Annotated in this window: 9 protein-coding genes and 4 pseudogenes; 2 read left to right on the top strand and 11 right to left on the bottom strand. The window is 71.1% G+C overall.

The window, feature by feature from the left end; genetic code table 11:
• Window positions 1-354: 354 nt before the first annotated feature.
• Window positions 355-1,599, top strand: a complete 1,245-nt coding sequence (locus ABZZ74_RS45085; protein WP_356949939.1) for an MFS transporter — start codon at window positions 355-357, stop codon at window positions 1,597-1,599.
• Window positions 1,600-1,896: 297 nt separating this feature from the next.
• Here ABZZ74_RS45085 and ABZZ74_RS45080 read toward each other — a convergent pair whose 3' ends face one another.
• The 7 genes from ABZZ74_RS45080 to ABZZ74_RS45050 are packed head-to-tail and all read right to left on the bottom strand — an operon-like array spanning window position 1,897 to window position 10,497.
• Complete coding sequence (locus ABZZ74_RS45080; RefSeq protein WP_356949938.1) at window positions 1,897-2,625, bottom strand: alpha/beta fold hydrolase; 729 nt, start codon at window positions 2,623-2,625, stop codon at window positions 1,897-1,899.
• 33 nt (window positions 2,626-2,658) lie between these two features.
• Entirely contained in the window at window positions 2,659-3,354 is a 696-nt protein-coding gene (locus tag ABZZ74_RS45075; RefSeq protein WP_356949937.1) for a maleylpyruvate isomerase family mycothiol-dependent enzyme, read from the bottom strand.
• Entirely contained in the window at window positions 3,351-4,184 is an 834-nt protein-coding gene (locus tag ABZZ74_RS45070; protein ID WP_356949936.1) for a fumarylacetoacetate hydrolase family protein, read from the bottom strand. Before ABZZ74_RS45070 ends, ABZZ74_RS45075 begins: the two co-directional genes overlap by 4 nt.
• Window positions 4,181-5,269 (bottom strand): cupin domain-containing protein, encoded by a 1,089-nt coding sequence (locus tag ABZZ74_RS45065; protein WP_356949935.1) that lies wholly within the window; start codon window positions 5,267-5,269, stop codon window positions 4,181-4,183. The genes ABZZ74_RS45070 and ABZZ74_RS45065 overlap by 4 nt, the downstream gene beginning before the upstream one ends.
• Complete coding sequence (locus ABZZ74_RS45060; protein WP_356949934.1) at window positions 5,259-6,932, bottom strand: (2,3-dihydroxybenzoyl)adenylate synthase; 1,674 nt, start codon at window positions 6,930-6,932, stop codon at window positions 5,259-5,261. Before ABZZ74_RS45060 ends, ABZZ74_RS45065 begins: the two co-directional genes overlap by 11 nt.
• Before the next feature lie 11 nt (window positions 6,933-6,943).
• Window positions 6,944-8,983, bottom strand: coding sequence for an acetate--CoA ligase family protein (locus ABZZ74_RS45055; protein ID WP_356949933.1), 2,040 nt, complete (start codon window positions 8,981-8,983; stop codon window positions 6,944-6,946).
• Window positions 8,980-10,497, bottom strand: coding sequence for an FAD-dependent monooxygenase (locus ABZZ74_RS45050; protein WP_356949932.1), 1,518 nt, complete (start codon window positions 10,495-10,497; stop codon window positions 8,980-8,982). The genes ABZZ74_RS45055 and ABZZ74_RS45050 overlap by 4 nt, the downstream gene beginning before the upstream one ends.
• A gap of 182 nt (window positions 10,498-10,679) precedes the next feature.
• Here ABZZ74_RS45050 and ABZZ74_RS45045 point away from each other — a divergent pair, with 182 nt between their 5' ends.
• Complete coding sequence (locus ABZZ74_RS45045) at window positions 10,680-11,489, top strand: PaaX family transcriptional regulator C-terminal domain-containing protein (RefSeq protein ID WP_356949931.1); 810 nt, start codon at window positions 10,680-10,682, stop codon at window positions 11,487-11,489.
• Between the two features lie 54 nt (window positions 11,490-11,543).
• Here the strand turns inward: ABZZ74_RS45045 and ABZZ74_RS45040 are convergent.
• The 4 pseudogenes from ABZZ74_RS45040 to ABZZ74_RS45025 all read right to left on the bottom strand — a co-directional run.
• Window positions 11,544-11,705: pseudogene (locus tag ABZZ74_RS45040) on the bottom strand (transcriptional regulator); the annotation flags it as partial.
• Window positions 11,692-11,971, bottom strand: a pseudogene (locus ABZZ74_RS45035) (metal ABC transporter permease); the annotation flags it as partial. The pseudogenes ABZZ74_RS45035 and ABZZ74_RS45040, both read right to left, overlap by 14 nt.
• A 253-nt stretch (window positions 11,972-12,224) precedes the next feature.
• A pseudogene (locus ABZZ74_RS45030) lies at window positions 12,225-12,683 on the bottom strand (transposase); the annotation flags it as partial.
• A gap of 154 nt (window positions 12,684-12,837) precedes the next feature.
• Window positions 12,838-12,981, bottom strand: a pseudogene (locus ABZZ74_RS45025) (molybdopterin cofactor-binding domain-containing protein); the annotation flags it as partial.
• Window positions 12,982-13,080 lie beyond the last annotated feature (99 nt).

The raw sequence follows: 13,080 nt of genomic DNA, 5'->3' as shown, positions 1-13,080 counted from the left end.
CTGGGCAGGGGGTTTGCGGGTTGCCGCGGCGGCTCATGCCAGGGCGGTCATGGAGACGGGCGTGAGCGGCAGGAGGGTGTATGTGTTGCAGCGTTGCCGCCGGCCGGCACCCTGAACCGATCTTCGGCGGGAGATCGGTACCGGGAACCATCCAGAAGACGGATAGGCGAGATCCACCAGTTGAATGGCGTAGGGGGTAGGCGACAGGGAGCAACTTGCCCGATAGTCGTGCAAGTCCAGACGCCCCCTCATTCCTCCGGGCGTTTCCCTTCAGTGCACTGGCGCTCCGCGGTGTGGCACAGCCACGGCGGCAGCCTGCTGCGTGCCCCGTCACCGCCCGCGTGGAGGCCTTGCGTGCCCGGTTTCACCTCCTCACCCGTTCCCACCGACGGTTTCGCCGTCCGGAGCACCGAGCCCGTGCCGGAATCCGGGGGCAGTCTGCGCTTGACGCTCCTGATGAGCGGGAGTTGTCTGCCGGTCCTCGGCGCGGTGCTCCTCGCGCCCGTGCTGCCGAAGCTGCAGGAGCTGTTCAGCACGGTGCCGGACGCGGACGTACTGGTCCCGTTGGTCCTCACGATTCCCGCGCTCACGCTCGCACTGGTCGCCCCCCTCGCGGGAGTCCTGATCGACCGTCTGGGACGCAGGATTCCGCTGGTCGTCGCGACCGTCCTGTACGCGCTGTTCGGCACCGCTCCGCTGTGGTTGGACTCGCTCGGTGCCATCGTGGCCAGCCGTGCCCTCCTCGGTGTCGCCGAGGCCTTCGTCTTGACCTCCTGCACGACGCTGATCGGCGACTACTACGCGGGCCGGGCACGCGACCGCTACCTGGCCCTGCAGACGGTGTGCGCCACCATTTCCGCCACCGCCCTCTTCATACTCGGCGGGGCGATGGCCACCTCGGACTGGCGCGCCCCGTTCCAGCTCTACGCCGTCGGGCTGCTCCTCGCCCCCGCGATGGCCGCATTCCTGTCCAAGCCCGGCCCGGGCGCCCCCGTGGACGAGGCACCCACCATCGGGCATCGGCGCTCCTCGGCCGGCCGGCTGGCCGGCATCTGCCTGCTCTCGGTGTTCGGTGGCATCGTCTTCTACGCCGTCCCGGCCGAAACGGCCTACCTGATGAACGGCCTGGGCATACAGTCCAGCGTCCTCATCGGCATGGTCACCGCGATCGCCAGCACCGCCACGGTCATCGGCTCCGTCATCTTCGCCTCGATGATCGGCCGGCCGGAGCGCAGACTGGCCGCGATCTTCGCCCTGTGCGCGGCAGGGTTCGTGCTGATCAGCCTGGCCCACAACGTGGCGATTCTGCTCTTCGGCACCTTCCTGAACTGCATCGGCACCGGCTTTCTGCTGCCCACGCTGCTCACCTGGGCCATGTCAAAGCGGGAATACCGCAACCGCGGCCGGGGCACCGGACTGTGGATCGCGTCGTTCTTCCTCGGGCAGTTCCTCTGCCCGCTCGCCCTGCTCGCCCTCACGTCCGCCACCGGCCACCTCACGAAAGCCGTCGGCGCCCTCGGCCTCGCCTCCGCTCTCGTGGCGGCCGGACTGCTGCCCCTCCTCCGGAAAACCAGCCCGCAGGAAACCCTGCAAGCGTGAGCCGGGCCGGGCCATCCGCCTCCCGGCTCAGCACCGCGCGGCACATTGGCGTACCAGTCCCCCACCGGCTGCCAGCGGGACTACCTCCCCCACGACCTGCCCTGCTAGCGGGACAACCCTGAGCACGATTTCCGCTGGCCGGCAGCGCACCGGGAACGCATCACCAGCAACCGAAGAACCCGCCGGTGAGCTACTCCCCCCACAGAAGCCGGGCTTCTTCTGGCCGTACGAGGAGAGCACCCGACCACGCCCGGTGCGGGTCGGGTGCCTTTCTCTGCGTGGGACGCCATGACCCCGTTATGCCGCGCAGGCCCGGACGAACGCGTCGGCCAGTTCGGCGGGGCGGGTGAAGAGGGCCTCGTGGCTGCCGGGGGTCTCGATCATCAGCGGATTCTTCAGACGCTGGGGGAAGCGCTCGGCCCAGTGCCACTCGCCGGGGAGCGAGAGGTCCTCCTCGGACAGGACGTACGCGGTCGGGATGTCCAACGCGTAGAACGCGCTCGTGTCCGGCTTCTCCGTGAACGTGCCGAGCGGCTGAGGCACGAGAAGGGAGTGGACGATCCGCTGTGTCTCCTCGTCGGCGTCCTGCATGAACGCCTGCTGGAACACCTCGAACGGGAATGTCACTCCGTTGTTGCCGGAAGCGGCCGCCACGGCGCGGAACATCTCGCCGTAGTGCGGCGGGCACGCGTCGATCAGCGACTCGCCGTCGCTCGGCACGAACGCGCTCCAGAACACCAGCCGACGCAGCCGGGAGGCCAGCCGGGGCGCCGCGCCCACCAGCACGTAGCCGCCCCAGCTGTGGCCGACCAGCGTGATGTCCGTCAGACCCGCGCGTTCGACGTACTCCACGAGGCTGTTCACACAGTCGGTCAGGGTCACGTCGCGCGGGTCGTCGTCCTCGCCCAGCCCGGCCAGCGTGGGGGTGTACACCACGTGCCCGGCGGCCCGCAGCTCGTTCGCGACGGGGCGCCAGGCCCATCCTGCGTGGCAGGCTCCGGTCACCAGGACGAAGGTCTCACTCATGCCGATCTCCTTTGATCATTGACAACCACTTGGTCACATCCAGCGCGGGAGCTTCGGCAGCTCGCCCCGCAGTTCTTCGGTGCCGCCCCGGCCGGTGAGCCAGGCAGCGAGGGCGTGCGGCTTTCCGGAGACCGTGCCGCCGCTCGGGGAGGGCGTTCCGAGTACGACGGTGCCGCGGCCGTCCGCCGTCAACTCAACCCCGGTGTCCGGCGCCAGGCGGGCTGACATCCACCCGGCCACATCGCGTACGAGGGCCCAGGCGAGGTCGGGCGGCAGCACGTCCATCCCGACGCCCACGCGCAGGTCGACCAGGTGGATCCACACCTCGCGGGCCCGTAGCCACGGCACTTCGGATGCCGCGATCTCGCGACCCTGCCCACTGGTGACCGTGGCCGACCACGCGTCGGCCGTCAGCGCCTCGGCCGCCTCGGCGAACCGGGAGGCGGACACGCGTAGGTCCGCACGCTGTTCGGACAGTGGCCGCCCCGCACCCGCCTCGATGTCCGTGGCGCGCTGGTCCGGCGAGGTGTACATCGGGGTCGGGATGCCCGTCCGGGCCCAGGTCAGGAGGTTGACCAGGGCGTCGGCGTTGCGGGCGAGGTGGGTGAGCAGGTGGCCGCGGGTCCAGCCGGGCAGGGCGGACGGTTCGGCCACCGCGTGCGCCGGCAGCGCATCGACGGCCTGTTGCAGCCGCCGCTGCCCGTCCTCGACCCAGCCGAGGACCTTCACGGCTTGTCCTCGACGAGAGTGTTCACGCACTCCCCGAGCCCCTCGATCACGGTCCGTACGACCTGCCCCGGCTTCAGGAACACCTTCGGGTCACGGGCCGCGCCGACGCCGCCGGGCGTACCGGTGAGAACGAGGTCGCCCGGCTCCAGCGTGGTGAACGTGCTGAGGTACGCGGCGATGTCCGCCGGGGTGAAGAGCAGGTCGGAGGTGCGTGAGCGCTGCATGACCTCGCCGTCTACCTCGAGGCGGATCTCCAGGTCGGCCGCGTCGTCGACCTCGTCGCCGGTGACCAGCCAGGGCCCGGCCGGGGTGCTGGCCTCCCACGCCTTGCCCTGCAGCCACTGCGGGGTACGCCACTGCCAGTCCCGCATGGAGATGTCGTTGACGACGGTGTAGCCGGCGATCGCGGCCGCCGCCTCCTCCTTGGTGGCCCGGCGGCGCAGCCGGGAGCCTATGACGAAGCCGAGTTCGGCCTCCCAGTCCAGCTCCTGCGTCTCGCCCGGGTGGACGATGTCGTCGCGTGCGCCGAGCAGGACGTTGGCGAACTTGCCGAAGAGAGCGGGGTACGAGGGCGTCTCGCGGCCCATCTCGGCGATGTGGGTGCGGTAGTTGTGGCCCACGCAGAAGATCTTGGCCGGGGTCGTGACGACGGGGGCGAGGTCCAAGGTGGCCACGTCGTGCGCCGGACCGTCGGCCACGGCCGCGTGGGTACGCCAGTCGGAGCGACGCAGGAGGGCGGCGACGTCGGGGGCGCCGGTCTCCATGGCCAGGTCGCCGTCGAGGCGTACGGCCGCCGTGCCGCCGGCCGTGCGGATGGTGGCGAGCTTCATGCGGGGGTGCTCCCGGTCGTTTCGGTGCGGGCGAGGTTGAGCGCCTCGTAGAGGGGCGCGTCGCTGAAGGTGAACAGATCGAGCTGCGTGTGCGCGGCGATCGTCAGCGCGCACCAGGAGGGGACGGCGATCAGGTCGCCGGCGGTCACCTCGATCACCTGGTCGTCGAGGGTGACGGTGCCGCTGCCGCGGAACACCTGCCAGACCGAGGAGCCCACCGTGCGGCGGGTGGCGGTGGCCGTGCGCGGGCGCAGACGGTGCATCTCGGTGCGCAGGCTGGCCAGGGCGTCGCGACCGGTGGCGGGGTTGGTGAAGCGGATGCCGGCGTGGCCGGGCTCGATGACACCGGGGTGTGACTCGTCCGCCAGCTCCAGCTGGGCGGTGAGGGCGTCGTCGGTGTCGGCCCAACGGTAGGCCATCAGCGGGGAGTCGGGGCTGTCCGGCGCCCCGATCGGCCGCAGTCCCGGGTGCCCCCACAGCCGCTCGTTGCGCGACCGGGCCGGAGTCGACCGGTCCGACACCCCGTCCTCGCCGAATTCGAAGAACCCGGCGTCCAGGCGATGCACGAGCGGGATGTCGAGACCGTCCAGCCAGACCATCGGCGCGTCACCGACGTGATGGTGGCCGTGCCAGTGCATCGACGGGGTGAGGAGGAGGTCGCCGGGGCGCATCTCCACCGCGTCGCCGTTGACGACCGTCCAGACACCCTCGCCCTCCAGGATGAACCGGAAGGCGCCCTGCGAGTGGCGGTGCGCGGGGGCGACCTCGCGCGGGCCCAGGTACTGGACCGCCGCCCAGAGGTTGGGAGTCGCGTACGGCCGTCCGGGAAGGCCGGGGTTGGCGAGGGCGATCGCGCGGCGCTCGCCGCCCCGTCCGACCGGCACCAGATCTCCGGACCGGCGGGCGAGCGGGAGGAGGGTGTCCCACTGCCAGACGTGCGGGACGGCCTCGGGCTGCGGGGTGAGCGGCATGAGGTCGCCGATCTCGGTCCACAGGGGGATGAGGCCGGCCGCTGCGAATCCGTCGTACAGCTTGCGGAGTTCGGGGTCGGTCTCCTCCGGGGCTATCACGGTGTCACTGGTCATCGGGGGTTCCTTCGGCGTCGAGCCGGCGCGCGATGTCGGCGCGCAGCGCTTTCTTGTCGATCTTTCCGACCTTGGTGGCAGTGAGTTCGGGGACGGTCACCAGCCGGTCCGGGAACTTGAAGCGGGCGATCCCGGCGCGCTCCATGACGTCGTGGATGTCGTCGAGGGTCACCGTGTGCCCCGGTTCCGGTACGACGTAGAGGCAGACCCGCTCGCCGAGTTGAGCGTCGGGCATCGCCACGGCGGCGGCGCGGGCGACGCCGGGGGCCTGGTACGCGAAGTTCTCGATCTCCTCGGCGGAGATGTTCTCCCCGCCGCGGATGATCATGTCCTTGTCGCGGCCCTCAACGACCAGGTTGCCGTCGGGCAGCAGCCGCACGATGTCACCGGTGCGGTACCAGCCGTCCTCGGTGAAGGCCCGGGCGTTCTGTTCCTCGGCGCGGTAGTAGCCGCGCGGAGTGTACGGGCCGCGGGTGAGCAGTACGCCGGGTGAGCCGTCGGGGACCGGGTTGCCCAGGTCGTCGACGACGAGGAGTTCGTCGTCCTCGCACATGGGGCGCCCCTGCGTCGTACAGATGACGTCTTCGGAGTCGTCCGGGCGGGTGTAATTCAGCAGTCCCTCGGCCATGCCGAACACCTGCTGGAGCGTGCAGCCCAACTCGGGGCGGACGCGGCGGGCGACGTGGTCGGCGAGCCGGGAGCCGCCGACCTGGAGGAGGCGCAGCGAACTCAGGTCGGTGCCCGGGTGTTCCCGGTGGTGGTCCAGCCAGCGTTGGGCGACGGCCGGGACGAGGGCGGAAGCGGTGACGCCCTCGCGCTCGACGATCGGGAACGCCTTCTCCGGGTTGGGCGAGCCCAGCACCACCCGGCCGCCGTTCACCAGCACGCCCAGCAGGCCCGGGCAGCCGAGCGGGAAGTTGTGGCCGAGCGGGAGAGCGGCGAAGTAGACCGTATCGCGGCCGAATGCGCAGACTTCGGCGCTGCGGCGGGCGTTGTAGACATAGTCGTCGTGTGTGCGGGCGATGAGCTTGGGCAGCCCGGTGGTGCCGCCGGAGAGCAGGAAGAGGGCGATCGAGCGGCTGTCGGGCCGGTACGCGTCCACGGCGGCCCGGTCCGCCGGCATGCCGGGTGCGGCGCACAACTCCCGCAGGTCCACGGCGTCGTCGCCAACCTTGTCACCAAGTACCAGGATGCGCTGGAGGGTTGGGGAGGCGTCGGCGACCTCGAACGCCATCGCCTGGTGGTCGTGGCCCTTGAGCAGGTCCGGCACCGCGATGGCCACGGCCTCGCTGTGCTCGACCAGGTGACCGATCTCGTGTCGCCGGTGCCCGGGCAGTGCCATCACCGGGATGACACCGAGGCGCAGACAGGCGTAGGTCAGGATCACGAACTCGGCGGTGTTGGGCAGCTGCACCACGAGCCGGTCGTCCGGGCGCAGCCCGAGCGCGGCCAGGCGCAGGGCCACGGTGTCCGCCCGTTCGGCGAGTTGACGGTAGGTCAGCCGCCGGTCGCCGTCGACGAGGGCGACCGCGTCGGGAGTGGCGTCGGCGGCGGCGTGGAGCCGGTCGCCGATGGCGTGGCCCTCCCAGTAGCCCTTCGCGGTGTAGCGCTCGGCGTACTCCGCGGGCCAGGGGACAGCGCCGTTGCTGCTCGGCCTTGGCATGGTCGTTCTCCTCAGCGGTCGGCCGTGTGCACGACCACGGCGTCCAGGGCGATCAGCCCGTCGGCCGTGAGCCGCAGGGGGTTGATCTCGATCTCGGCGGTGTCCGGACTCGCGGCCAGGGCGGCGGCGAGTGCCGCAACAACCCGCCCGAACTCGCCTCGGTCGAGTACCGGTCCGCCGCGCCAGCCGTCGAGCAGGGCGCGGGCGGCCAGGTCGTCGGGCATCCCGGCGGCCTCGGCCGCGGAGAGCGGGGCGAGCCGGATCGCCACGTCCGCGAGGGCCTCGGCGGCCGTGCCGCCGAGCCCGGCGAGGACGACCGGCCCGAACACGGGGTCCCGTCGCGCCCCGAGCACGAGGTCGACGCCGGCCGGGGCCATCGCCTCGACCAGGTAGCGGCGGTCGGGGCCGATGGCGTCCAGCGCCGCGTCGAGCTCGTCGGGGGTGCGCACACCCAAATGGACTCCGCCGATCTCCGTCTTGTGGAGGATCGCGGCGTCGAGCACCTTGACCGCGACGGGCCCGCCCAGCAGGCGCAGGGCTCCGTGGGCGTCGGAGCGGGCGTCGCATGCGACGCGGCCCGGGGTGCGGATGCCGAGCGAGGCGAGGAACGTCTTGGCGGCGTCCTCGTCCAGCGGGCCGGACGGCACGGAGGCGGACATCTCCGGCTCAGACCCGCCCGTGCGCACCGCCCGCTGTCGCGCATGCGTCACCAGCGCCCGTACGGCATGGGCGGCCGAAGTCGGTCCGGTCAGCGCCGGAATCCCCGCCTTGTGCAGCCGTGCCCGCTGTTCGGCGACATCCTCGGGCAGGCCGCCGACGACCACCACGGCCGGGAAGCGCGCCCCGAGTCCGGCGTCCTGTGCGGCCGAGGCGAGGTCGACGCTGTCGGGTTCGGTGAGGGCGTAGACGGCGAGCAGGTCCACCCCGGGATCCGTGGCCGTCGTGTCCAGCACACGGGCGAAGGTCTGGGCGGGCCGGCCGGTGTCGACCGGGTTGCGCTGGTAGGTGAGCGGGGGAAGCAGCTCGCTCAGCGTGCGCTGCGTGGCGTCGGCCAGCTCGGGCATCCGGATGCCGTCGGCGCCCGCCCGGTCGGCCAGCAGCAGCCCCGGTCCGGCCTGGGCGGTCACGACGGCGAGCCCCGGGTCCGGATCGGGGCGCAGCTGGATGCGGGAGAGAGCGGTGAGTGCGTCCACCATCTCCCGTTCGTCGTCGACGACCACCGCCCCGGCCTGCCGCAGCGCGGCGCGTGTCGTACGCCAGGAGGTGGCGAGCGCTCCGGTGTGCGACCGGGCGAAGTCACCGACGTCGCTGCGGCCGACGACCAGGGCCACGACGGGTTTGACGGCGGCCGCCAGGCGTACGGCATCGACCAGCCGGGGGCCGTCCGGCACCGTCTCCAGGTGCAGGGCGACGGCTGTCGTACGTTCGTCCCCCGCGAGGTGGGCCAGGACGTCCGCGGCGGTGACGTCGAGGCCTGCCCCGATGCCGACGCCGAGGCTGATGCCGTTCCCGGCGGTGACCAGGTCGAAGGAGAGCGCGTGATTGACGCCGCCGCTGGCCGCGACCACCGCGATGTCTCCGGCGGGAAGCTGTCCCGCGGCGGGCACGAAACTGGCCCTCAGTGCGAGGTGGGGGGCGAAGAAGCCGGAGGTGTTGGGGCCCAGCAGCCGGATCCCTGTCTCCTGGGCGACGCGGAGCAGTGCCTCCGCGTACTCATCGCCCTCCGGGCCCGCCTCGCCGAAACCGCCCGCGCAGACCAGCGCCGCCCGGCAGCCCGCGGCGGCCGCCTCGGCCAGCGCCTGGGCGCAGCCGGCCGCCGGTACGCAGAGCACGGCCAGGTCGAGCCGTCCGTCGATGTGCGCGGCTGCTTCGGCGACGGAGGCGTACACGCCCTCGCCGGGTTCGGGGCGGCGTGCGTTGACCAGGGCGCGGGCGCCGGGGAAGGTCGCGAGCGAACGGGCCATGGCGGCGCCCAGCTTGCCGCTCTGCCGTGAGGCACCGATCACGACCACGCCCCCGGGCGCGAACATCGGCGTCAGGTCGTTGCTCATGCCCGCTCCCCCGCCACCAGGTCGGCGCGACCGGACAGCAGCAACGTTTCTGCGCGGTCGTCGTCCATACCGTCCTCCACGATCAGTGCGGGTACGCCGTGCACCAGCCGGGCCTGTTCGGCGAGCAGCGACCGGGTGAACGGGGTGCCGCCCTGGACGGCGACCAGGTCCGGGGGTGTGTCACCGCCCAGGGCGTCGGCCAACTCGTCGTAGATCTCGGGTAGTTGGGCCTCGTCCTCCGGGGCGGTGAGCCACAGGCAGCCCTGGGAGCGCAGCGCAGCGAGGTCGGCCGCGGTCAGGCGCCGGCCCCTGAACTCCCTGAACGGCGTGTCCAGGGGAGCGAGCCCCTCGTGTGCCGCCCGCCAGTCCCGTACGACCTGCTCGACGAAGTCCGGATCGCGGCGCGCGATCCGTTCCTTGCCGATGCTGCGGGAGATGAAGTGGAAGGCGAACTGCGTCGGTTCGAAGGCGTCGTGGTAGCGCCCGAAGTTCTCCCACCAGGACAGGCTCGGCCGGGCGGAGCCCTGGATCTTCTCCACCGAGGGTCGGCGGACCGTCTCGTACGCCCACAGGGCGGTCGTGAGGTCGCCACGGTGGGCGAGGAGGCTGTCGGCGAGGGCGACGGCGTCCTCCATGGCCATCTTGGTGCCGGAGCCGACGGAGAAGTGCGCGGTGTGCGCGGAGTCGCCGAGCAGGACGACGTTGCCGCTGTGCCAGCGCTGGGCGCGGCGGGTGCGGAAGTTGCCCCAGCGGGAGTTGTTGACCAGCAGTTCATGTCCGTCGATCTGCTCGGCGAAGAGCTTCTCCAGGTACTGCTTGGTCTTCTCGTCGCTCGGACCCGGCGGCTGCGCGGTGTCGAACTCGTCGAGCCCCGCCCGCCGCCAGGACTCCTCGTCGGTCTCGACGATGAAGGTGCTGACGCTGTCGCTGATCGGGTAGCCGTGCACGGCGAAGGTTCCGTGCGGGCCGTGTTCGTGGACGAAGGTCAGGCCGTCGAAGAGGTAGTCCGTGCCGAACCAGATGAACTTGGCGGTGGCGACCTCCACCTCCGGCACGAGCACGTCGGCGAGCCGGTCACGGAAGCGGGAGTTCGCTCCGTCGGCGGCCACGATCAGGTCGTAGTCGGCCAACTCGGCGGAATCCGCGGGGATTTCATGGCTGAACCGGAGCTCCACCCCGACCTCCTCGGCCCGCTCGTGCAGCAGCTGGAGCAGGGTCTTGCGGGTGATGGCGGCCATGCCGTTGCCACCGCAGCGGATCCGCTGCCCCTTCAGCCGCACCTCGATGGCGTCCCAGTGCCGGCCGTGTTCCGCGAGGGCGGTGCGCAGGACCGGATCCGCCTCGTGGATGACGGCCAGCGTCGCGTCCGAGAACACCACACCGAAGCCGAAGGTGTCCTCCGCGCGGTTGCGCTCGAAGACCGTCACCTCGACCGACGGATCGGCCTGCTTGATGAGCGCCGCGAAGAACAGCCCACCAGGGCCGCCTCCCACAACAGCGATCCGAGAAACCATGACTTCCGCCTCAGCGTCGAGTACAAGCCCAGACTCAGGCCCGGACGCATCTTGTGTCAATGGATACACGGGCGTCAATAATTTGTTTCGTTTCATCGAGGCCGATCACCGGCAGGTACATGAGCTTCATCCGTCGGGCGGCTCATACTCGCGACGGCCGTCCGTGTGACATAGTCGGTTCCGTGAAGCCTCGATCGATCGTCTTCGACCTGTTCGGCGACTACGTCCGCTACCGCGGCGGCACCGCCCGGCTGCGCACCCTCAGCACCCTGATGGGCTGTTTCGGCGTCGGTGAGAGCACGGTGCGGGTGGTCCTCGCCCGCCTGCGCAAGGAGGGCTGGTTCGACGTCCGGCGCGAGGGCAGGGAGACGCTCTACGCGCTCAACAAGCGCAGTCTCCAGCTCCTCGACGAAGGCCGCTCACGCATCTTCGACCGGGCGCCGTCCGACTGGGACCGGCACTGGTACATGGTCATCTACTCGGTCCCCGAGAGCGAGCGCGGCGTACGCGACCGCATCCGCAAGGAACTGGCCTGGCTCGGCTTCGGTCCCCTCGCCCCGTCCACGTACGTCTCCCCGCACGACCGGCTCCAGCAGGTGCGGGAGAAGTTCGCGGACGAGCCGGCCATACGCCTGGACACCCTGCGCTGCCAGTCGGGCGGACTGCCCGTCGACCGCGAGATGGCGGCGCGCAGCTGGGATCTCGCCGCCCTCAACGAGGACTACCGGGAGCTGCTGCGCACCTACCGCAGCCGGATGCCGTCGTACCGGGCCGGGCACCTCAGCCCCGAGGAGGCGCTGGTCGAACGCATGCGGCTGACGTACGACTACCGCAAGTTCCCCTTCCGTGACCCCGACCTGCCGACCGAACTCCTGCCGGCGGGCTGGGTGGGCCACGAGGCGCACGAAATGTTCCTGGAGGCCCACGAGATCCTCGGCCCGTCGGCCGAGACCCACTACGACGAGGTGGCCGGCCCGCGTCCCGTCGCGTAGGGCGCTACGCCGGCTACCCCAGCTCGTGCCAGGCCGCGGCCACGGCGTCTTCGTCCACTGCGCGCGCTCCTTGAGCGCGGACTCCGGCGCCATGCCTGCGACCGTCATTCCGTGCGGCACTGGCAGTGGCGGTCCCTCGTCCACCTCGCGCACGATCAGTTCCGCGGAGGCGAGCTCGGTGAGCCGGTTGGCGAGCATGCGTTCAATTGAGAGGCCGCTTTCCGTTCATGCGCGTTGCGGGATGGCGGACCGACGGGGAGCCCCAGCGACGGGAGCGGTAGCTGCCCGCCAGTCGGCACACGACGTAGAGGGAAGAGGAGGTCGTCGTCACGTACGGGCTGACGGGGATGCTGCTGCCCAGAGCGAGCAGGATGCCGCCCCTCGATCGAGCGACGGCGAAGACCACGCTGAGCAGGGGCAGCAGCACCGCTGACGCGGGCAGTGGCGGCGGGGCTGACGACCAGGGCGAGGACGATAAGTGCGGGCCTCGACGACGTCCGGGTCGGCGGACGCGGACGACGTCAACCTGGGTGCCGTACAGATGGGATGGCAGTAGGCCTCGGCGATCGGCCGCGTGACTCCGCGTTTGCGCAGGTATTCGGTGATGCGGCTGCTTCCGGCCCGTCGTATCTCCTCCGGAGTGACGTAGTGCGCCAGCAGGATCAGGCTGGACTTGTTCGTGGGGTCGGTGGCCCTCTCCAGGCCGGGGTGCATGGGGGCGGGCAGGTCGCGCAGCCGGTTGATGCGCGCGGTGGTCTCCTTGACCAGCACGGTGCGGTGGCTGACCAGCAGCCGCAGCTCTGCGGTGGCCTCGTCGGGCAGGTGAACATCCCGCAGGTCGTCGCGGAGCATGACCTGTTCGGCGATGACCTTGGCGTCGCGGGGGTCGGACTTGTTCTCCCCGCCCCGGGTGCCGCGTCGGGCCCGGTTGACGGCCAGGCCGGGCACGTGCACCACACGGAAGCCCGCGGCCAGCAGCATCGCGGTCAGCAGAGCGGCGACGCTGCCCATCAGGTCCAGTCCGATGGTGAGTTCGCCGTGCTCGGCCTGGACGGCCGTGAGATCGGCGACGGCCTCATCGATGGCGTCGGGGTCGTTGTCGACCCTGCGGCTGCCAGTTGTCGGCCGTGGTCGTCGGTGAACCGCGAGCCAGTGGAAGTCCTTGGCGATGTCGAACCCCGCGTTGGCGGACACGTTGACGCTCCCCTCGTCGAACAACTCGTGGCGCAACTCCTTCCGCCTGGCCTCGCCCTACCCAGCGATGGTCCGCAGAGCCTAATCAGCAGTCCGGAAGAAGTGGCGGGGCAGGGGGAACAGCCACCTGAGCCATCAAGGGCAGCAAGCATGAAGGTTCGTTGCGCAGGCGCAGTTGGATCGGGTCGATCCCGCACCTCTCGGCGAGTTCGTCGAGGGCGGACTCCAGGGCGAAAGCCCCCGGAGCCTCGCCCGGCGCGCCCATGAAGGTGGGGCTGGGCACGTCGAGGCGTACGACGCTTAAGGAGGCCGGCCTGGTACGCGAGCGCACTACACAACGCACCGACTCCACCCACGTCCTGGCCGCGGTCCGCGACCTGACCCGACTGGAGATGGT

The organism is Streptomyces sp. NPDC006476 (genome assembly GCF_040612015.1).
GTDB classification, from domain to species: Bacteria; Actinomycetota; Actinomycetes; order Streptomycetales; family Streptomycetaceae; genus Streptomyces; species Streptomyces griseorubiginosus_B.
This window is presented reverse-complemented; position numbering and strand designations above follow the sequence as displayed.

Excerpts from the sequence above, each read along its gene's own strand:
- ABZZ74_RS45055 (WP_356949933.1), bottom strand. The coding sequence starts at position 8,983 with ATGAGCAACGACCTGACGCCGATGTTCGCGCCCGGGGGCGTGGTCGTG.
- ABZZ74_RS45065 (WP_356949935.1), bottom strand. The coding sequence starts at position 5,269 with ATGACCAGTGACACCGTGATAGCCCCGGAGGAGACCGACCCCGAACTC.
- ABZZ74_RS45050 (WP_356949932.1), bottom strand. The coding sequence starts at position 10,497 with ATGGTTTCTCGGATCGCTGTTGTGGGAGGCGGCCCTGGTGGGCTGTTC.
- ABZZ74_RS45070 (WP_356949936.1), bottom strand. The coding sequence starts at position 4,184 with ATGAAGCTCGCCACCATCCGCACGGCCGGCGGCACGGCGGCCGTACGC.
- ABZZ74_RS45060 (WP_356949934.1), bottom strand. The coding sequence starts at position 6,932 with ATGCCAAGGCCGAGCAGCAACGGCGCTGTCCCCTGGCCCGCGGAGTAC.
- ABZZ74_RS45080 (WP_356949938.1), bottom strand. The coding sequence starts at position 2,625 with ATGAGTGAGACCTTCGTCCTGGTGACCGGAGCCTGCCACGCAGGATGG.